This is a genomic window from Micromonospora sp. NBRC 110037 (assembly GCF_001652995.1).
GTDB lineage: Bacteria > Actinomycetota > Actinomycetes > Mycobacteriales > Micromonosporaceae > Micromonospora > Micromonospora chalcea.
The window spans coordinates 1-18,415 of sequence record NZ_BBVA01000009.1 but is presented as its reverse complement, the minus strand read 5'-3'; the positions used below and the strand labels follow the sequence as shown (position 1 = coordinate 18,415).

General features: G+C 72.5%; 18 protein-coding genes. 10 read left to right on the top strand and 8 right to left on the bottom strand.

What is annotated here, in order from left to right; all coding sequences use genetic code 11:
* Positions 1 to 77: 77 nt before the first annotated feature.
* The 4 genes from A4R25_RS24015 to ppdK all read right to left on the bottom strand — a co-directional run bounded on the left by A4R25_RS24015 (position 78) and on the right by ppdK (position 5,352).
* On the bottom strand, positions 78 to 914 hold the full coding sequence (locus A4R25_RS24015; RefSeq protein WP_064448151.1) for a siderophore-interacting protein: 837 nt from the start codon (positions 912 to 914) through the stop codon (positions 78 to 80).
* Positions 915 to 952: 38 nt separating this feature from the next.
* Positions 953 to 2,182, bottom strand: a complete 1,230-nt coding sequence (locus A4R25_RS24010; RefSeq protein WP_064448150.1) for a deoxyguanosinetriphosphate triphosphohydrolase — start codon at positions 2,180 to 2,182, stop codon at positions 953 to 955.
* Positions 2,179 to 2,526: a VOC family protein gene (locus A4R25_RS24005; protein ID WP_064448149.1), complete on the bottom strand. Its 348-nt coding sequence runs from the start codon at positions 2,524 to 2,526 to the stop codon at positions 2,179 to 2,181. The genes A4R25_RS24010 and A4R25_RS24005 overlap by 4 nt, the downstream gene beginning before the upstream one ends.
* Before the next feature lie 117 nt (positions 2,527 to 2,643).
* Positions 2,644 to 5,352, bottom strand: a complete 2,709-nt coding sequence (gene ppdK, locus A4R25_RS24000; protein ID WP_043329053.1) for a pyruvate, phosphate dikinase — start codon at positions 5,350 to 5,352, stop codon at positions 2,644 to 2,646.
* Positions 5,353 to 5,662: 310 nt separating this feature from the next.
* On the opposite strand from ppdK, the gene A4R25_RS23995 reads away from it, so the two are divergent.
* Both A4R25_RS23995 and A4R25_RS23990 read left to right on the top strand, forming a co-directional pair.
* A complete protein-coding gene (locus tag A4R25_RS23995; protein WP_064448148.1) occupies positions 5,663 to 7,423 on the top strand; it encodes a beta-N-acetylhexosaminidase in 1,761 nt (586 codons plus the stop codon).
* 720 nt (positions 7,424 to 8,143) lie between these two features.
* The gene (locus A4R25_RS23990; protein WP_064446171.1) at positions 8,144 to 8,800 is read left to right on the top strand and encodes a C39 family peptidase; all 657 of its coding nucleotides are present in this window, start codon (positions 8,144 to 8,146) and stop codon (positions 8,798 to 8,800) included.
* Between the two features lie 59 nt (positions 8,801 to 8,859).
* Here A4R25_RS23990 and dusB read toward each other — a convergent pair whose 3' ends face one another.
* On the bottom strand, positions 8,860 to 10,023 hold the full coding sequence (gene dusB / locus A4R25_RS23985) for a tRNA dihydrouridine synthase DusB (protein ID WP_064448147.1): 1,164 nt from the start codon (positions 10,021 to 10,023) through the stop codon (positions 8,860 to 8,862).
* Between the two features lie 178 nt (positions 10,024 to 10,201).
* Between dusB and A4R25_RS23980 the strand changes: the two genes are divergently transcribed.
* The gene (locus A4R25_RS23980; RefSeq protein ID WP_064448146.1) at positions 10,202 to 11,173 is read left to right on the top strand and encodes a type IV toxin-antitoxin system AbiEi family antitoxin domain-containing protein; all 972 of its coding nucleotides are present in this window, start codon (positions 10,202 to 10,204) and stop codon (positions 11,171 to 11,173) included.
* A 56-nt stretch (positions 11,174 to 11,229) separates the two neighbouring features.
* Here the strand turns inward: A4R25_RS23980 and A4R25_RS23975 are convergent, their stop codons facing one another.
* The 3 genes from A4R25_RS23975 to A4R25_RS23965 form a co-directional block, all read right to left on the bottom strand.
* Positions 11,230 to 12,609 carry a glycine--tRNA ligase gene (locus A4R25_RS23975; protein WP_064448145.1) on the bottom strand — a complete coding sequence of 460 codons (1,380 nt, stop codon included), beginning with the start codon at positions 12,607 to 12,609 and terminating at the stop codon, positions 11,230 to 11,232.
* Between the two features lie 113 nt (positions 12,610 to 12,722).
* The gene (locus A4R25_RS23970) at positions 12,723 to 13,196 is read right to left on the bottom strand and encodes a hypothetical protein (protein ID WP_043329042.1); all 474 of its coding nucleotides are present in this window, start codon (positions 13,194 to 13,196) and stop codon (positions 12,723 to 12,725) included.
* Positions 13,197 to 13,290: 94 nt separating this feature from the next.
* Complete coding sequence (locus A4R25_RS23965) at positions 13,291 to 13,632, bottom strand: antibiotic biosynthesis monooxygenase (protein ID WP_030503150.1); 342 nt, start codon at positions 13,630 to 13,632, stop codon at positions 13,291 to 13,293.
* A gap of 27 nt (positions 13,633 to 13,659) precedes the next feature.
* On the opposite strand from A4R25_RS23965, the gene A4R25_RS23960 reads away from it, so the two are divergent.
* The 7 genes from A4R25_RS23960 to A4R25_RS31245 form a co-directional block, all read left to right on the top strand.
* Complete coding sequence (locus A4R25_RS23960; protein WP_030503149.1) at positions 13,660 to 13,923, top strand: DUF6703 family protein; 264 nt, start codon at positions 13,660 to 13,662, stop codon at positions 13,921 to 13,923.
* Positions 13,924 to 14,011: 88 nt separating this feature from the next.
* The gene (locus A4R25_RS23955; RefSeq protein WP_064448144.1) at positions 14,012 to 14,959 is read left to right on the top strand and encodes a metal ABC transporter substrate-binding protein; all 948 of its coding nucleotides are present in this window, start codon (positions 14,012 to 14,014) and stop codon (positions 14,957 to 14,959) included.
* Entirely contained in the window at positions 14,956 to 15,720 is a 765-nt protein-coding gene (locus A4R25_RS23950; RefSeq protein ID WP_064448143.1) for a metal ABC transporter ATP-binding protein, read from the top strand. The genes A4R25_RS23955 and A4R25_RS23950 overlap by 4 nt, the downstream gene beginning before the upstream one ends.
* A gap of 1 nt (position 15,721) precedes the next feature.
* A complete protein-coding gene (locus A4R25_RS23945) occupies positions 15,722 to 16,597 on the top strand; it encodes a metal ABC transporter permease (protein ID WP_043329036.1) in 876 nt (291 codons plus the stop codon).
* A gap of 43 nt (positions 16,598 to 16,640) precedes the next feature.
* Complete coding sequence (locus A4R25_RS23940) at positions 16,641 to 16,943, top strand: metalloregulator ArsR/SmtB family transcription factor (RefSeq protein WP_030503145.1); 303 nt, start codon at positions 16,641 to 16,643, stop codon at positions 16,941 to 16,943.
* A 52-nt stretch (positions 16,944 to 16,995) separates the two neighbouring features.
* Positions 16,996 to 17,601, top strand: a complete 606-nt coding sequence (locus A4R25_RS23935) for a hypothetical protein (protein WP_064448142.1) — start codon at positions 16,996 to 16,998, stop codon at positions 17,599 to 17,601.
* 175 nt (positions 17,602 to 17,776) lie between these two features.
* The coding region (locus A4R25_RS31245) for a helix-turn-helix domain-containing protein (RefSeq protein ID WP_197494960.1) at positions 17,777 to 18,415 on the top strand (639 nt) is incomplete at its 3' end.

Genomic DNA, 18,415 nt, shown 5'->3' with positions numbered 1-18,415 from the left:
ACGCCGGTATCAGAGGCGCCACAACTCCAAGATCGGCGTCGGGAGCGGGGGCGGCGGGCGGCGAGCGGCGAGGGCGGTCAGGAGGGGACGGTGGCGGCCTCCTCGGCCTCCACCGCGGCGTTCCAGGCCGGCTTGGTGGATCGCCAGCCCTCGTCGTCCAGGCCCTGCCGCCAGTAGCCGGAGATGGACAGGTCGCCCCGGGGCACGCCGCGCTCGACCCGCAGCAGCCGCCGCAGCTCCTTCACCGCGCCGGCCTCGCCGTGCACGAACGCGTGCACCCGGCCGGGCGGGAACTCCAGCGCCCGTACCGCCTCGACCAGCGGCTCGCCGTACGGGCGGCCGTCGCGGTGCAGCCAGCACACCTCGACAGCGCCCGCACTGGTCAGCGACAGCTCGTCGGCCGGGCCGCCGACCTCGACGTACACCTTCACCCGCGCGCCCGCCGGCAGCCGCTCCAGGGCGGCGGCGATGGCCGGCAGCGCGCTCTCGTCGCCCGCCAGCAGGTGCCAGTCGGCGGCCGGGTCCGGCGCGTACGCGCCGCCCGGCCCGGTGAACAGCACCCGGTCGCCGGGACGCAGTGCCGCCGCCCACGGCCCGGCCAGCCCTTCGTCGCCGTGGTGCACCACGTCCACCGTCATCTCACCCGCCGCGGCGTCCCAGGCCCGCACCGTGTACGCGCGCAGACGCGGCCACTGCTCCGCCGGGAACTCCCGCTTGATCGTCGCCAGGTCGACCGGGTACGGGTAGGTCACCCCGGCCGGCGGGAAGAGGAACTTCACGTAGTGGTCGGTGTACGCGCCCACCGGCAGCCCGGCCAGCTCGGGACCGCCCAGGACCAGGCGGATCAGGTGCGGGGTGGGCCGCGTGGTCCGGACGACCGTGGCGGCGGTGAGCTTCTTCGGGCGGTCCGTCATGCCACTTAGGCTAGCCTAAGCTCGCCGGGTTGATCCGGTCAGCTCGGCGACACCAGGCGGGCGTGCCAGGCCAGCGCGGCCGGATCGGTGAGCGAGGCGACCTGGTCGATCACCACGCGCAGCCGTCCGGCGTCGTCCGCCGCCTCCCGCCACAACGGCGCGAACACCGGGTCGAGCGCGTCCGGCGCCCGGTCCAGCAGCGCCGTCACCAGCCCGGCCAGGACGTCGCGCTGCCGCGCGTACCGGCCCTCGGCACCGGGGCGGCGCATCACGTACCGCAGCGCGATGCCCTTGAGCAGCGCGCACTGCGCCCGGGTCCGGCGCGGCACCTCCAGGTCGGCGGCGTAGCGGCGGTGCGGGCCGGGCCCGTGGCGCTGCTGCGTGGCGGCCACCACGCGGGAGACGAACCGGCCGGTGAGCACGCTCGTGGTGGCCTTCAGCGCGGCGAGCGCACGGTGGCTGCCGTCGTACGCGGCCAGCGGGGCGAGCACCGGGTCGGCGAGCAGGTCGGCGAGCACCTCGCCCAGGTCCTCCGGCGCCTCACCCGAGTACGTGGCGGACACGTCGGCGCAGAGCGCCCGCCGTTCGTCCGGGTCGGCCAGCAGCGGGCGCAGGTCGACGTACCCGCCGTGGATGCCGTCCTCGACGTCGTGCACCGAGTACGCCACGTCGTCGGCCCAGTCCATCACCTGGGCCTCCAGGCAGCGCCGGGTGCCGGGCGGCGCGCCCTCGCGCAGCCAGTCGAAGACCGGGCGGTCGTCGGCGTACACGCCGAACTTGCGCTCACCGGGCCGGCGCGGCCACGGGTACTTGCTCACCGCGTCCAGCGCGGCCCGGGTCAGGTTCAGCCCGGCCGAACGCCCGTCCGCTGTGAGCACCTTGGCCTCCAGCCGGGTGAGCACCCGCAGCGTCTGCGCGTTGCCCTCGAACCCGCCGCAGGCGGCGGCCAGCTCGTCCAGCGCGTACTCGCCGTTGTGCCCGAACGGCGGGTGACCCAGGTCGTGGGCCAGCCCGGCGGTGTCCACCACGTCCGGGTCGCAGCCGAGCCGGGCGCCCATCTCGCGGGCGATCTGCGCGACCTCCAGCGAGTGGGTCAGCCGGGTACGCAGGAAGTCGTCGGTGCCGGCGGTGTGCACCTGCGTCTTCGCGGCGAGCCGCCGGAACGCCGCCGAGTGCAGCACCCGGGCGCGGTCCCGCTCGAACGGCGACCGGCCGTACCCGGTGTCCTTCGGCGCCTCGTCGACCAGCCGCGCCGCGTCGCCGCTCACTTCCCCCGGAGAACGCAGAACTCGTTGCCCTCCGGGTCGGCGAGCACCGTCCACTCCACGTCTCCCTGGCCGATGTCGACGTGCCGCGCGCCCATGTCGACCAGGCGCTCGACCTCGGCCTCCAGGTCGGCCGGGCGCAGGTCGATGTGCAGCCGGTTCTTCCCCTCCTTCGGCCCGGCGACCGGGACGAAGACGAGACCGGGCAGCGTGTCGGGGGTGCGGCGGATCTCCACCTCGTCCGGCTTGTCGGTGACCACCTGATAACCGAGCGCCTCCGCCCACCAACTGGCGAGCCGGGACGGGTCCCGGGCGTCGATGGTCAGGTTCTCCCAGACGGCGGTCATGCGCCCACCCCTCCTGATCGACACGTGGCGGAAGCTCAGGTTACGCCGAGGAGGCCGGAAAGGCGCGCCAGGCGGTACGCGGGGCCGTCGATGAACACCGGCGGCCCCGCGTCGGCGTCAGCGGGAGTCGGAGCCGGTGGTGGTGATCGCCGCCCGGCCGGCCTCCAGGCGCGCCACCGGCACCCGGAACGGCGAGCAGGAGACGTAGTCCAGGCCGACCTCGTGGAAGAAGTGCACCGAGTCCGGGTCACCGCCGTGCTCGCCGCAGACGCCCAGCTTCAGGCCCGGGCGGGCCGCCCGGCCCTCCTCGGCGGCGATGCGGACCAGCCGGCCGACGCCGTCGGTGTCGATCGACTCGAACGGCGAGATGCCGAAGATGCCCAGCTCCAGGTAGCGCCAGAAGAACGCGCCCTCCACGTCGTCGCGAGAGAAGCCCCAGCCCATCTGGGTCAGGTCGTTGGTGCCGAAGGAGAAGAACTCGGCCGCCTCGGCGATCTGCCCGGCGGTCAGCGCCGCCCGGGGCACCTCGATCATCGTGCCGATCAGCACCTCGACGCCGCTGTCCCCGACCACCTCGGCGATGATCCGCTCGGCCTCGGCGCGTACCGTCTCCAGCTCCTGCACGGCCCCGACGAGCGGCACCATGATCTCCGGGCAGGCCTTGCCGCCGTCGCGGACGACCGCCACGGCGGCCTCGGCGATCGCGCGGACCTGCATGGCGAACAGGCCCGGGATGACCAGGCCGAGCCGGACGCCGCGCAGGCCCAGCATCGGGTTCTCCTCGTGCATCCGCCGGACGGCGGCGAGCAGCGCCTCCTCCTTCGCGACGTCCTCACCGCGCTCCTGCGCGACCGCGACGTTCACCGCGAGCTGCTCCAGCGGGGGCAGGAACTCGTGCAGCGGCGGGTCGATCAGCCGCACGGTGACCGGCAGGCCGTCCATCTCCCGGAAGATCTCGATGAAGTCGGCCCGCTGCAGCGGCAGCAGCGCCGCGAGCGCGTCCTCCCGCTCCCGCGCGCCGGAGGCCAGGATGAGCCGCTCGACCAGCTCGCGCCGGTCACCGAGGAACATGTGCTCGGTGCGGCACAGGCCGATGCCCTCGGCACCGAAGCGCCGGGCCCGGGCCGCGTCCGCGCCGGTGTCGGCGTTCGTGCGCACGCGCAGCCGCCGCGCCGCGTCGGCGTGCGTCATGATCCGGTGTACGGAGCGGACCAGCGCGTCGTCGGTGTTCTCCGGGTCGAGTTCGCCCTCGAAGTACTGCACCACCTCGGACGGCATGACCGGCACCTCGCCGAGGTACACCTTGCCGGTGGTGCCGTCGATCGAGACCACGTCGCCCTCGTTCACCACGTGGTCGCCCACTGTGAACCTCTTCGCCGGCACGTTCACGTCCAGCTCGTCGGCGCCGGAGACGCAGGTCTTGCCCATGCCGCGGGCCACCACCGCGGCGTGGCTGGTCTTGCCGCCCCGGGAGGTCAGGATGCCCTTGGCGGCGATCATGCCGTTGAGGTCGTCCGGGTTGGTCTCCCGGCGGACCAGGATGACCGCCTCGCCCTCGGCGGCCAGCTCGACCGCCCGGGCCGAGGTGAAGACGACCTTGCCGGACGCGGCGCCCGGGGAGGCGCCGATGCCCTTGGCGACCGCCTCGAACTCGTGGTCGAGCTGGAAGCGCGGGAACATCAGCTGGGCGAGCTGCGCGCCGTTGACCCGGTGCAGCGCCTCGTCCAGGTCGATCAGGCCCTCGTCGACGAGCTGCCCGGCGATGACGAACGCGGCGGCGGCGGTGCGCTTGCCGACCCGGGTCTGCAGCATCCAGAGCTTGCCGCGCTCGATGGTGAACTCGATGTCGCAGAGGTCCTTGTAGTGCTCCTCCAGCCGGGCCATGATGCCGAGCAGCTGGTCGTAGGAGGTCTTGTCGAGCTGCTCCAGCTCCTGCAACGGCACGGTGTTGCGGATGCCCGCGACCACGTCCTCGCCCTGGGCGTTGGCCAGGTAGTCGCCGTAGATGCCCTGCGCGCCGCTGCCCGGGTCGCGGGTGAACGCGACGCCGGTGCCCGAGTCGGGGCCGAGGTTGCCGAAGACCATCGCCACCACGTTGACGGCGGTGCCCAGGTCGGCCGGGATGCGCTCCTGGCGGCGGTAGAGGATCGCCCGCTCCGCGTTCCACGAGTCGAAGACCGCGCGGATGGCGAGGTCGAGCTGCTCGCGCGGCTCCTGCGGGAACTCGCGGCCGGTGTGCTTGGCGAAGATCTTCTTGTACGCGTCGACCAGCCCCCGCAGGTCGTCGGCGTCCAGGTCGAGGTCGTTGTGGGTGCCCTTGGCGCTCTTGATCTCGTCCAGCGCGTGCTCGAACTCCTCGCCCGGCACCTCGCAGACGGTCTTGCCGAACATCTGGATCAGCCGGCGGTACGAGTCCCAGGCGAACCTGTCGTTCCCACCCGCCTGGTTGCTGAGGCCGACCACGCTGCGGTCGTTGAGACCCACGTTGAGGACGGTCTCCATCATGCCGGGCATGGAGAACTTGGCGCCGGAGCGTACCGAGACCAGCAGCGGGTCGTCCGGGTCGCCGAGGCGGCGGCCCATCTCGCGCTCCAGGGACTCCAGGTGCGCCTCGATCTGCGCGGCCAGGCCGTCGGGCTCACGCCCGGTCGTCAGGTACGCCTTGCAGGCCTCGGTGGTGATCGTGAAGCCGGGCGGAACCGGCAGGCCGAGGTTGGTCATCTCGGCCAGGTTGGCCCCCTTGCCGCCGAGCAGATCCTTCAAATCCTTGTTGCCCTCGGCGAAGTCGTACACGTACTTGTGCTCGCCCGATTCCTGCGCTTCCACCAGAGCCTCCAACGCGCGCCATTGACACTTAACGAAGGTTTAGTTCGGACATACCCCGGGAGTGACCACCGGTAATCCCGGCTCGTCAGCGTCGGTGGGCCGAAGGCTAGGCGAGTTTCGTGAAACCTGGGAGCGTTCGGTGACTTTCGGCACAACGGTCGCCACTATGCGCGTTCGTACGGGTTGTTGGGAACGCTTCCACGAGCACGATCACGCAATTCCGCTTCCCCTCGTACTCTTGACTGACTGCGTCCCGCGGATCCTCACCTTTGCCATATCCCGCGCGAATACACCCCTCGGAGCCGTCGCCGTGCCGACCACACCCACCGCCCCGGAGACCGGGCCGGAGCCGACCGACACCCGTCCCACCAGCACGCCGGGTGAATTGCTGCCCGGCGTGGCGACGCCTGCCGCCGAGCTGGCGCGTGTCGCCGCGGGCCGGGCCGCCGACGTGCTCGCCGGACCGGCGCCGGTCCGGCTCGACGACGTGGTGCCCGCGCCCGAGCAGGTGTTCCCGGACCCCGCGGGCGACTTCACGCTGGGCGCGGACGCGGCGCTGCGGGTCAGCCCCGCCGGGCGGGACGTGGCCGAGCAGCTCGCCGCCTGGCTGCGTCCGGCCACCGGCTTCCCGCTGCCGGTCACCGACGTCCCCGCCCGGGGGGACGGCCCGCTGACGCTCACGCTGTCCCCGTCCGCCCCGGATGCCGCCGCTGCTCCCGGGACCCGGGCGACGGACGACGGCTCCGGCGGGCCGGCCGTCGACGGGCTCGAGGGCGAGGGCTACCACCTCGACGTGACCGCCACCGGCGTCCGGATCACCGCCGCCACCCCGGCCGGCCTGTTCCTCGGCGCGCAGACGCTACGGCAGCTCCTGCCGGCGGCGATCGAGAGCCCCACGCCGGTCGCCACCCGCTGGGCAGTGCCCGGTGGCACCATCGTCGACCGTCCGCGTTTCCCCTATCGGGGCGCCATGCTCGACGTGGCCCGGCACTTCTTCCCCGTCGAGGACGTGCTGCGGGTGGTCGACCACCTGGCCCGGTACAAGCTCAACCACCTGCACCTGCACCTCACCGACGACCAGGGCTGGCGGATCGCCGTCGACTCCTGGCCCCGGCTCGCCGAGGTGGGCGGCGCGACAGCTGTCGGCGGCGGCCCCGGCGGCTGGTACTCCCGGGACGACTACCGGCGCATCGTCGCGTACGCGGCCCGCCGGCACGTCACTGTGGTGCCCGAGATCGACCTGCCCGGCCACACCAACGCGGCGCTTCTCGCGTACCCCGAACTGGCACCCGACAAGGTCGCGCCACCGCCCTACACCGGCACCGAGGTCGGGTTCAGCTACGTCGACCCCGCCGACGAGCGGACGTACGCCTTCGTCGCGGACGTGGTGGGCGAGGTGGCCGCGCTGACGCCGGGGCCGTGGCTGCACCTCGGCGGCGACGAGGCGTTCAAGGTGCCGGCCGAGAGCTACCGCACCTTCGTGGAACGGGCGCAGCGACTGGTGGAGGCCACCGGCAAGACGGTGGTCGGCTGGCACCAGCTCGCCCCGGCCGGGCACGTCGACGGGCGCGTCCTGCAGTGGTGGGGCACGAACGGCGACGACCCGGAGACCGCCGACGCGGTACGCCGGGGCGCCCGGGTGATCCTCTCCCCCGCCAACCACGCGTACCTGGACATGAAGTACGCGCCGGACACCCCGATCGGGCACGACTGGGCGGGTCTCATCGACGTGCGCCGGGCGTACGAGTGGGATCCGGGCACCCACGTGCGGGGCGTACCGGCCGAGGCCGTGCTGGGCGTGGAGGCGCCGCTGTGGACCGAGTCGGTGAGTACGCGGGCCGAGGTCGAGTACATGCTCTTCCCTCGCCTGCCCGCCGTCGCGGAGCTGGGCTGGTCACCGCGTGCCACGCACGACTGGCAGCGGTTCCGTAGCCGCCTCGCCGGCCACGGCCCGCGCTGGGCCACCGCCGGCATCACCTTCCACCCCTCCCCCGAGATCCCCTGGCCCCCCACCCCCACACCCGTCCCCACCCCGCGCCGCCGCCCGGAGGACAGCCCTCGTCGATCATGAGGTTGGCGGCGACAAACCGGACACAAACCGCCGCCAACCTCATGATCGCCCGCTGCTGGCGGGAGGTCTTGGGGGCACCGTGGCTTGATCGACTCCAGCTCGGCGAGGTGGTGGCATCAGAGGCTCCGCGACACCACCACTTCGGCGAGCTGGAGTTGATCACACCCAGGGCCAGGGCAGCGCGCCGGAAAACGGACAGCTCACGCCCGCCGGAGCCGCGAACACCCCTCACCAAGCGCGTTGTCGACCAAGGAGTTTGCGGGATCTTGCAGTTGCCGCCCCGGAAAAAGGTGCGAATCGGGCACCTCAAGGGCCGCAAGCGCAAGATCGCGATCGAGGGTTGGGCGCTCGGGTGGTGATCAAGGGGTTTGTGTCTGTTCTGGTGGTCTGTCGGACACGAACTCCTTGATCAACGCCGGGCGAGCGCTGGGTGGATTGTCCGGGTTCGGGGTGGTGGGCGCCACGGCTGGGCTGGAATCGGGGCGGGGTGCGGGGCGTTGTACATGGCAGACCGCGCCGCACCCGCCGACCACCCCGCCCCACCCCCGGCGGGCTGGGAATGAGGCCGGGACGCCGGTCGTTACATCCCCGAGCCGCCGGAGCAGGCCGTCCCCCTGGCCGCCCGAGCGAGCCACCGGCCCGACGCACATACCGGGCCACCTGATCTTTCTTCGCGGCATCCCCCATCGCCGCGTACCCCCGACAGAGAGGCAACTGATCATGGCTACCACTCTGCTGCGCAAGACCGTTCTGACCGCTGCCGGTGTCGTCGCCACCGCCGGTGGGATCGCCGGCCCCGCCGTCGCCGCCCAGGCCACCCCGGCCGAGCGCGCCGCCGCCCAGGTCACCACCGACCGCAAGGGCCACGGCGAGCGGGAACTCGACGTCCGCTACGAAGCCCAGCCCAACTTCTACTTTTGCGGCCCCGCCGCCGCCCGCAACGCGCTGAGCGTGCAGGGCAAGAACATCGACGTTCACGCCATGGCCGAGGAGATGGGCACCACCGAAGCCGGCACCAACTCCATCAACGACATCACCCCCGTGCTGAACAAGGAGACCGGTAAGGACGTCTACAAGTCCACCGAGATCCCCGTGGACAAGGCCCGCGACCGCGACAAGGTCGACAAGCTGCGCGCCGACGTGGTCAAGACCGTCGACGACGGCCGTGCCGTGGTGGCCAACATCGCCGGCACCGCGACCGACACCGACGGCAACGCCCACTCCTTCGAGGGTGGCCACTACATCAGCGTGGTGGGCTACCGCGACGGCGGGAAGGTCGTGACGATCGCCGACTCGGCGAACCCGAACCAGGCCTCCTACCGGATGGACGTGGACGAGCTCGCCCGCTGGATCGCCAGCCGCGGCTACAGCTCCTGACCGATGACGAAGGGCCCGACCCCCACCACGGGGTCGGGCCCTTCGTCGTACCCGGGTTGTCAGCCGCCGGAGTCGTCCAGCTCGGCGCCGTCCGGCGGGGTGTCGTCGTCGCGGCTGGCCAGCCACCCGTCGGGCAGGAAAACCTTGCCCGGGGAGTTGGTGCGGCCGCGCGGCTGGCCGAGGTTCTCCACCGGGAACGGTACGGCCGGGTCGAGCTTGCCCAGCAGGTCGTCGAGCTGCGCCAAGCTCTCGATCATGGCGAGCGAGCGGCGCAGCTCGCTGCCGATCGGGAAGCCCTTCAGGTACCAGGCGACGTGCTTGCGGAAGTCGGTGCAGCCGTCCCGCTCGCCCCGGGCCGGGTTGCGGGCACCGGCCACGAACTGCTCCACCAGCAGCTCGGCGTGCCGGCGCATGGTCACCGCCACCTCGCCGAGCGAGGGCAGCCGCCGCTCGGGGCTGCCGTTGAACGCGGCCTCCAGGTCGGCGAACAGCCACGGCCGGCCCAGGCAGCCGCGCCCGATCACCACGCCGTCCACGCCGGTGTGCGCGACCATCCGCAGCGCGTCGTCGGCCTCCCAGATGTCACCGTTGCCGAGCACCGGCACGTCGAGCGCCGACTTGAGCGTGGCGATCGCGTCCCAGTCGGCGGTGCCGGAGTAGCGCTGCGCGGCCGTACGCCCGTGCAGGGCGACCGCCGCGACGCCCGCGTCCTGGGCCGCCAGCCCCGCCTCGACGTACGTCAGGTGGTCGTCGTCGATGCCCTTGCGCATCTTGACGGTGACCGGCACCCCGGCGGGTGACGCGGCGTCCACCGCAGCCTTGACCAGCCGGGCGAACAGCCGGCGGCGCCACGGCAGGGCCGAGCCGCCGCCGCGCCGGGTGACCTTGGGTACGGGGCAGCCGAAGTTCAGGTCGATGTGGTCGGCCAAGTCGCGCTCGACCACGATCCGCACGGCGGCGGCGGTGATCTCCGGGTCGGTGCCGTAGAGCTGGAGGCTGCGGGGCTGCTCCTCGGCGCCGAAGGCGATCATGCGCAGCGTCTTCGGGTTCCGCTCGACGAGCGCCCGGGTGGTGATCATCTCGCAGACGTAGATGCCGCCGCCCTGCTCGCGACAGAGCCGGCGGAAGCCGACGTTGGTGATCCCGGCCATCGGCGCGAGCACCACCGGCGGCCACACCTCATGGGGGCCGATGGTCAGCGCGGGCAGCGTAGGGGCAGTCACCGACCAAGTGTAAGGAAGGGCCCCTTATTAACGTCTCCGGTAGTGCAGGGGCCCCTTGTTAACAGGGCGCATATCACAGCCGGCCCGCCTCGCGGACGCTCTCCACAGCCGGGCCGGCTGTCCACAGGGCGGGCGAGCGGGCCACAGAAGGATCGGCGCAGCCCGCACGCTGCCGGGCATGCCCGAACAACCACCCGAACTCGGCGACCTGGCGGAACGCCAGCAGCAGATCGTCACGCGGACGCAGCTTCTCGGCGTCGGATACGACGACATGTACCTGTACCGGCAGACTCGGCGCGGCCTGTGGCAGCGCGTGCTGCCGGCCACGTACGCGCTCGTCACCGGCACCCTCACCGACGAGCAACGACGCATCTCGGCGGCGCTCTACGCAGGCGCCGACGCGCAGCTCACCGGCCTGGCCGCCCTGATCTGGTACGGCTTTCGGCACAGTCCGCGCACTGCTGACGTACACCTGATCCTGCCGCACCACGTGCGGCGCCGCTCGGCCGGTCACGCGGTGATCGCGCGGGCCCTGGAGCTTGATCCGCGGGCCCGGCGGACCGCGCTCTATCCGGTGTGCTCGCCGGCGCGGGCGGTGGTGGACGCGGCCCGCGACCTGCGCCAGTTGCGGCCGGTACGGGCGACGGTGGCGGAGGCCGTGCAGCGCGGCTTCACCGATCTGGACAGCCTGGACGCGGAGATCCGCCGGGCCCGGCGCAGCCGCACCGCCCTGATCCGGAAGGCGTTCGCCGAGATCACGGACGGGGTACGCTCCGCGCCGGAGACCGAGCTGCGGGAGTGCCTGGGCGGCAGCGGCGTGCTCGGCGGGATCCTGTGGAACCCGCGGCTGTCGGCGGCCGACGGCACCCGCCTGCCGACGCCGGACGGCTACCTCGCCGACTGCGCGGTGGCGCTGGAGGTCGACTCGCGGGAGTACCACCTCAGCCCGACCGACTGGGCACGGACGCTGGACCGGCACAACGAGTTGAGCCGGTACGGGGTGCTGGTCCTGCACTTCACGCCGGCGCAGATCCGCAGGGAGCCGGGCCGGGTGCGGCGCACGGTCGAGGACGCGTACGCGGCCAGGCGCGGGGTGGGCGCCGCGACCGGCGTACGGGCGGAGCCGATCTCCCCCGGCGACGGGTGTTAAGAAGGGGCCCCTTCTCTACGCGAGGCGTTAAGAAGGGGCCCTTCCTTACAGCAAGGTCAGCAGCCGGGGAGGCGCTCGATCAGGTAGCGCTCGACCTGGTCCAGCGAGACGCGCTCCTGGGCCATGGTGTCCCGGTTCCGGACCGTCACGGCGTTGTCGTCGAGCGTGTCGAAGTCGACGGTGACGCAGAACGGCGTACCGATCTCGTCCTGCCGGCGGTAGCGGCGGCCGATCGCCTGCGAGTCGTCGAACTCGACCACCCAGCGCTTGCGCAGGTCGGTGGCGAGCTGCTTGGCCTTCGGCGACAGCGCCTCGTTACGCGACAGCGGCAGCACGGCGACCTTGACCGGGGCCAGCCGCGGGTCGAAGCGCATGACGGTGCGCTTGTCCACGCCGCCCTTGGTGTTCGGCGCCTCGTCCTCGTCGTACGCCTCGAGCAGGAACGCCAGCACCGCGCGGGTGAGGCCGGCGGCCGGCTCGATCACGTACGGCATCCAGCGCTCGCCCTTGCCCTGGTCGAAGTACGACAGGTCGACGCCGGAGTGCTTGCTGTGCGTGGACAGGTCGAAGTCGGTGCGGTTGGCGATGCCCTCCAGCTCGGCGAACTCGCTGCCGCCGAACCGGAACCGGTACTCGATGTCGACGGTGCGCTTCGAGTAGTGGGAGAGCTTCTCCTTGGGGTGCTCGTAGAAGCGCAGGTTCTCCTCGGACAGGCCGAGGTCGAGGTACCAGTTCCAGCGCTCGGAGAGCCAGTACTCGTGCCACTGCTCGTCGGTGCCGGGCTCGACGAAGAACTCCATCTCCATCTGCTCGAACTCGCGGGTCCGGAAGATGAAGTTGCCGGGGGTGATCTCGTTGCGGAACGACTTGCCGGTCTGCGCGATGCCGAACGGCGGCTTCTTGCGGGCGACCGTCTCGACGTTCTTGTAGTTGACGAAGATGCCCTGGGCGGTCTCCGGGCGCAGGTAGTGCATGCCCTCGTCGCTCTCCACCGGGCCCAGGTAGGTCTTCATCAGGCCGTTGAACATCTTCGGCTCGGTGAAGGTGCCCTTGTTGCCGCAGTTGGGGCAGTTCAGCTCCGTCAGCGAGGTCAGCGGATTGCCGTGCTTGGCCTCGTACGCCTCTTCCAGGTGGTCGGCCCGGAACCGCTTGTGGCAGGACTGGCACTCGGTGAGCGGGTCGACGAACTCGGCGATGTGGCCGCTGGCCTCCCAGACCTTGCGGGCCAGGATGACCGCCGAGTCGAGGCCGACGACGTCGTCGCGCTGCTGCACCATGGTCCGCCACCACTGCCGGCGGACGTTCTCCTTCAGCTCGACGCCGAGCGGACCGTAGTCCCACGCCGACCGGGTGCCCCCGTAGATCTCGCTGGAGGGAAAGACGAAGCCCCGGCGCTTGGCGAGGCTGGTGACGGCGTCGATACGGTCGGCTGGCATGTTTCCTCCTACGCCGGCTGGCGGTCGGCGCGGTTGAGATGGATAAAACCGGGCTGTTCGGGACAACGGTACGACCGCGTTCGTCCCGAGCCCAGCAGAATACCGGGGGCCGGTCAGCTCACCCCGCAGACCTCCACGCCGCCCGTCTGCTGGTCCGGCGCCAGCGTCACGGTCTGCGCCTCCCGCCGACCGCCGGCCAGCGTGACGTCCACCGGGACGGTGAGCGTGGTGATGTCGACCTCGCCGACCCGGTAGCCGGAGATCTGCGGCTCGGTGGCGACGCGCCGCACGAACTCGGGCCGCGGTTCGCGTCGGCGGAGGTCGTCGCAGAGCGTGTCGTACGCCTTGGACCACTCCCGGGCGACCAGTGCCTGGTAGTAGTCGCTGGTGACGGCCCGGCCCTGCTCGCCGATCGCCTGGGCGTTGCTCACGGCCAGGCCGACCACCGCCGCGCCGCCTCCGCCGCAGCAGATCAGCACGGCGAGCGCGCCCGCGCCGAGGCCGAGCCAGAGCCGGGTCCGCCCGCCCTCGGTGGGCGGGGCGGCGAACGGCGGCGCGGCACCGGGCCCCTGCGGCGGCGCGGGCACCCCGGGGTCCGCCGGCGGCGCGGGCGGAACTGACGACGGGGGTGGTGCGGCCGGTCCGGGAGCGGTCATACGCGCCAGGGTAGTGCCCCGGCACTCACCGGTAAGGACCTGCGGCCCGATCGCTGGCGACGACGACGATCTCACCCTCGGGGGCGGCGCTGGCGAGCGTCTCGTACGCCGACGGTTCGTCCACCGATCGGGCGAGCAGCGGCACGGCGGTGACCTTGACGTCGAACCCGCCGAGCGCCCGCCGGTACGCCCCGACCGACTCCCACTCGGTGAGCAGGCACCAGTGGTCCGGGTCGTCGAGCGCCCGCAGCAGCTCACCGCGCAGGTAGCCGGGGCGGGCGGCGAGCGCGGCCAGCGCGGCGTGCGCCTCCCGGGTGAACTCGTCCACCGTTTCGGCTTCCACCACGAACCGGTTGGTGACCAGCACGGCGTTCCTCCTCGTAGAGTTTGTGGCATGCAGCGTACGCAGAGTCCCGTGCTGTCCCGGTTGGCACGGCTCAACCCGACGGCGGTGTTCCTCGCCGTACTGGCCCTGATGCTGGTCGGCCTCTTCGCGCCCGGCCCGGCGGGCGGCGTCCTGCTGCTGGCGCTGGCCGGCGGCCTGGTGTGGCTGATGTCGGTCACCTGGCCGGTGCAGGCGCCGGCGACCCGGATGTTCCGGCTGGTGATGCTCACCCTGTTGATCGCGGTGGCGCTGGCGAAGCTCATGGTCGGCTGACGTACGGAAGCAGAGCCGAGCTGACCTGCGCTGACATGCAATCATGCGTTTTTGACAATAGTTTTCGTTGTCGCGGACAGTTGAGCCCATGACCGTTCGCGCACCCCGCCGTGTCCTGACCGCCACCGCAACCGCCCTGCTCGCCGCCGCCGGCCTGACCGCCTGCGCGGACGGCACCGGCGCCGCGAGCGAGCCGGGCAAGGTCGGCGTGGTGGCCGCGTTCTACCCGCTGCAGTTCCTGTCCGAGCGGATCGGCGGCGACACGGTCTCGGTCAGCAACCTGACCAAGCCCGGCGCGGAGCCGCACGACCTGGAACTCAACCCGCGGCAGGTCGGCCAGGTCGTCGACGCCGACGTGGTCGTCTACCTCAGCGGCTTCCAGCCGGCGGTGGACGAGGCGGTGGAGCAGAACGGCGGCGACCGCGCGTTCGACGTGGCGGGCGTGACACCGCTGCGCGACGCCGCCGCCGGTGGCCACGACCACGACCACGAGGGCGAGGCCGGGCACTCCGGGGAGAGCGGCGGCAAGGACCCGCACGTCTGGCTCGACCCGACCCGGCTGGCCACCATCGGCGACAAGCTCGCCGAGCGCCTCGGCAAGGCCGACCCGGAGCACGCCGCCGACTACACCGCCCGCGCGGGCGCGCTGCGCGCCGAGCTGACGAAGCTGGACACCGAGTACGCCGACGGCCTGCGCACCTGCAAGCGCCGCGAGATCGTCACCAGCCACACCGCGTTCGGCTACCTCACCGAGCGCTACCAACTGGAGCAGATCGGCATCAGCGGGCTCACCCCGGAGTCCGAGCCGTCGCCGCAGCGCCTCGCCGAGGTCGCCGAGGAGGCCCGGGAGCACCAGGCCGGCACGATCTTCTTCGAGACGCTGGTCAGCCCGAAGGTCGCCGAGACGATCGCGCGTGAGGTGGGCGCGAAGACGGCGGTGCTGGACCCGCTGGAGGGCCCGCCCGCCGACGGCGACTACCTCTCCGCGATGCGTACCAACCTGCAGACCCTGCGAACCGCTCTGGACTGTTCATGACCCCACCCGTGATCGAGATCGCGCACGCCACAGTCGGCTACGACGGCCGCCCGGTGCTGCGTGACGTCTCGTTGACAGTGACCGCCGGCGAGGTGGTCGCCGTGCTCGGCGCCAACGGCTCCGGCAAGTCGACGCTCGTGCGCGCCGCGCTCGGCCTGGTGCCGGTCGGCGCCGGGTCGGTCGCCCTGTTCGGCGCGCCGCAGCGCCGCTTCCGGCAGTGGCACCGAATCGGGTACGTGCCGCAGCGGCTCGGCGCGGGCAGCGGAGTGCCCGCCACCGTACGCGAGGTGGTGGCGTCCGGGCGGCTGGCCCGCCGCGGCGTGCTGCGGCCCGCCGGACGGGCGGACCGGGAGGCGGTGGCGGCGGCGCTGGACGCGGTCGGGCTCGCCGACCGGGCCGGCGACCCGGTGTCCACGCTCTCCGGCGGCCAGCAGCAGCGCACCCTGATCGCCCGCGCGCTCGCCGGCGGGCCGGAGCTGCTGGTGCTCGACGAGCCGACCGCCGGGGTGGACGCGGCCAGCCAGGAGGCGTTCGCCGGGGCGCTGCGCTCGTTCCGGGACGGCGGCGGCACGGTGCTGCTCGTCGCCCACGAGCTGGGCCCGCTGCGCCCGCTGATCAGCCGGGCCGTGGTGGTGCACCAGGGCGGCATCGCCCACGACGGCGCCGTGCCGGAACCCGCCGGTCACCACGCCGACCCCGACCACGAGCACGTGCACCCGCACTGCGACGAGGAGCCCGCCCGGCTCTGGACAGGCATCTGAGATGGACCTCTTCCAGTACGACTTCATGCTCCGCGCCCTGGTCGGCGCGCTGATCATCGGGCTGGCCGCGCCGGCGCTCGGCATCTACCTGGTGCAGCGGCGGCTGGCCCTGATCGGCGACGGGATCGGGCACGTGGCGCTCACCGGCGTCGGCGCGGGCCTGCTGCTCAACCGCTCCCCCGTGCTGGTGGCGGTGATCGCCGCGACGCTCGGCGCGATCGTCATCGAGCTGGTCCGCGCGTACGGGCGCACCTCCGGCGACCTGGCGCTGGCGCTGCTGTTCTACGGCGGCATCGCCGGTGGCGTGGTGCTGGTCGGGCTCTCCGACGCCAGCAGCGGGGCGCTCAACGCGTACCTGTTCGGGTCGCTGACCACCACCTCGCAGGGCGACCTGGTCACCATCGGCGTGCTCGGCGCGGCGCTGCTGGTGACCATGCTGGTGCTGCGCCCGGCGCTGTTCGCGGTCTGCCACGACGAGGAGTACGCGCGCGTCTCCGGCCTGCCGGTACGCGCGCTGAACCTGATCATCGCGGTCGGCACCGCGATCACGGTGACCATCGCCATGCGGGCGGTCGGGGTGCTGCTGATCAGCGCGCTGATGGTGGTGCCGGTGGCCACCGCGCAGCAGGTGACCCGGGGCTTCCGGTCCACCATGGCGGCGGCCATGGCCCTGGGGCTGTTCGCCGCCGGCGCCGGGGTCTGGGTGGCGGCCACCGCGGACACCGCGCCCGGCGCGTCGGTGGTGCTGGTGGCGATCGGCTCGTTCCTGCTGGTCGCGCTCGGCGCGGCCGGTGTGCGGGCGCTGCGACGCCGGAGCGGGAGCGACCGGGCCGCGCCGCCGGTCGAGCCCGCCGAGCACGAGGTGCTGCTCGGATGAGGCCCTACCGGCTGACGCAGCTGGGATTGGTTACCGTTACAGGGTGACCGGCACGAACGGGTACGACGCCTTCGAGGGCGCGGGTGACCTGCTGCGCGCGCTCTCGGCCCCGATCCGGCTCGCGATCGTCAGCGAGCTGGCCGAGGGCGAGCGCTGCGTGCACGAGCTGGTCGAGAAGCTCGGCGCGCCACAGCCGCTGGTCTCCCAGCACCTGCGGGTGCTGCGCGGCGCCGGGGTGGTACGCGGGTCGCGGCGCGGCCGGGAGATCGCGTACGCCCTGGTGGACGACCACGTCGCGCACATCGTGGCGGACGCGGTCAGCCACGCCGGTGAAGGGCCCTCCTGAGGCGCGAAACTGTCTCGTGCCGGCAGGGCCGAGCCGTGGCAGGCTGTCCGGCGTGAAGATTTACGCCGACCGCTTTCCCACCGCCGCCCGCCAGTTCCTCACCGACCTGCTCGTGGTCGTCTGGGTGTACGCGGCGATCCGCTTCGCGCTGTGGCTGCACGACGTGGTCGAGAAGCTCGCCGTACCCGGGCAGAAGCTGGAGGGGGCCGGCGGTGGCCTCGCCGACAACCTGGCCGACGCCGGCGGCAAGGTCGGCCGCGTGCCGCTGGTCGGCGACGAGCTGACCGCGCCGTTCACCCGGGCCGCCGACGCCGCCCGCGCGGTCGCCGAGGCCGGCCGCGACCAGCAGGAACTGGTCGGGCAGCTGGCGCTCGGGTTGACCATCGCGGTGCTGGTGTTTCCGCTCGGCCTGGTGCTGTTCGGCTGGCTGCCGCTGCGGGTGCGCTGGATGCGCCGGGCCGGCGCGGCGAAGGCCCTGGCCGGCGCGCCGGCCGGCCGGGACCTGCTGGCGCTGCGCGCGCTGGCCGGTCAGCCGCTGTCGAAGCTGAACCGGATCGCGCCGGACGTCGCCGAGGCGTGGCGGCGCGGCGACGACGCGACTGTCGACGCGCTCGCCGCGCTGGAGCTGCGCGGGCTGGGGCTGCGCGGCGGCCGCTGACGTCCCGGCTCCCGGCTCCCGGCTGATGCACTTCTCGGCGTTATGCCTCTGAGTCATATTTATGGGTCTTGTGACGTGTCTGTGGGTGGTTGGGCGCGTCGTTGATGGCGCACGCCGTTGTCCTGCCTAGGTTCTGGCTTGTCGAAGGTCAGAACTTGATGGGCGGGAGAACGGCGTGCGTTCTGCCAGGGTATGGGCTGGGCTGCTCGGGGTCGAGCAGGCGGTTGTCGAGGGCGTGGAGTTCGATCCGGTCGAGTCGGTGGTGGTGGCTCGGGTGCGGGTGCGTAAGGGCGCGTCGCGGCGGTGTCCGCACTGTCGTCGGCGGTGTGCCCGCTATGACGCTGGGGTTCGTCGTCGGTGGCGGGCGTTGGATCTGGGCGTGGTGCGAGCGGTGATCGAGGCGCACGTGCCGCGGGTGTCGTGTCCGGAGCACGGGGTTGTGGTCGCGGCAGTGCCGTGGGCTCGGCATGGGGCAGGGCACACCCGGGCGTTTGACCAGATGGTGTCGTGGTTGGCGGTGCATACCGCGAAGTCGGCGGTGTCGCAGCTGATGCGCATCAGTTGGCGCACCGTCGGGGCGATCGTGGCGCGGGTGTGGGCCGACACCGGTGCCGCGGTGGACCGCCTTGAGGGACTGCGCCGTATCGGCATCGATGAGATCAGCTACAAGAAGGGCCACCGCTACCTGACCGTGGTGGTCGATCATGACACCGGCTGGCTGGTCTGGGCCTCGCCCGGCAAGAGCGCGGCGACCCTCAACGCGTTCTTCGACCTGCTCGGCGATGAGCGGGCCGCGAAGATCACGCACGTGTCC